At 74.5% G+C, this 385-nt stretch carries 1 protein-coding gene; it reads right to left on the bottom strand.

Annotated elements, in window-relative coordinates:
• The coding region (locus IG94_RS42765; protein ID WP_346009440.1) for a ketoacyl-synthetase C-terminal extension domain-containing protein at nucleotides 1-378 on the bottom strand (378 nt) is incomplete at its 3' end.
• Nucleotides 379-385 lie beyond the last annotated feature (7 nt).

Below are 385 nucleotides of genomic sequence, written 5' to 3'. Positions count from 1 at the left end.
ACCCTCACCCCGGGCCAACGCCCGCACCCCACCCAACAACTCCTCCCGCGACGCACCCGCCACCACCGCACGATGCCCACGCACCGCACGACCCGCAGCGAGTGCGGCGCCGACATCCGTGGCGGAGGTGTCCGGCCGTGCCTCGACGAAGGCCGCCAGCCGTCCGGCCTGCGCCCGCAGGGCCTCCTGGTGGTGACCGGAGATCACCCAGGGCACGACCGGGAGTTCGGCGCGTCGGTCCGCTCCGGGTCCGGTCTCGGCGGGGGCCTGTTCGAGGACGACGTGGGCGTTGGTGCCGCTGATCCCGAACGACGACACACCCGCCCGACGCAGCCTTCCCACCTCCGGCCACTCACGCGCCCGGTCCAGCAACCGCACCCCACCC

Source organism: Streptomyces olivaceus, assembly GCF_000721235.1.
Classification (GTDB): Bacteria; Actinomycetota; Actinomycetes; order Streptomycetales; family Streptomycetaceae; genus Streptomyces; species Streptomyces olivaceus.
The sequence above is the reverse complement of the archived record's forward strand: the minus strand, read 5'-3'. Positions and strand labels throughout refer to the sequence as shown.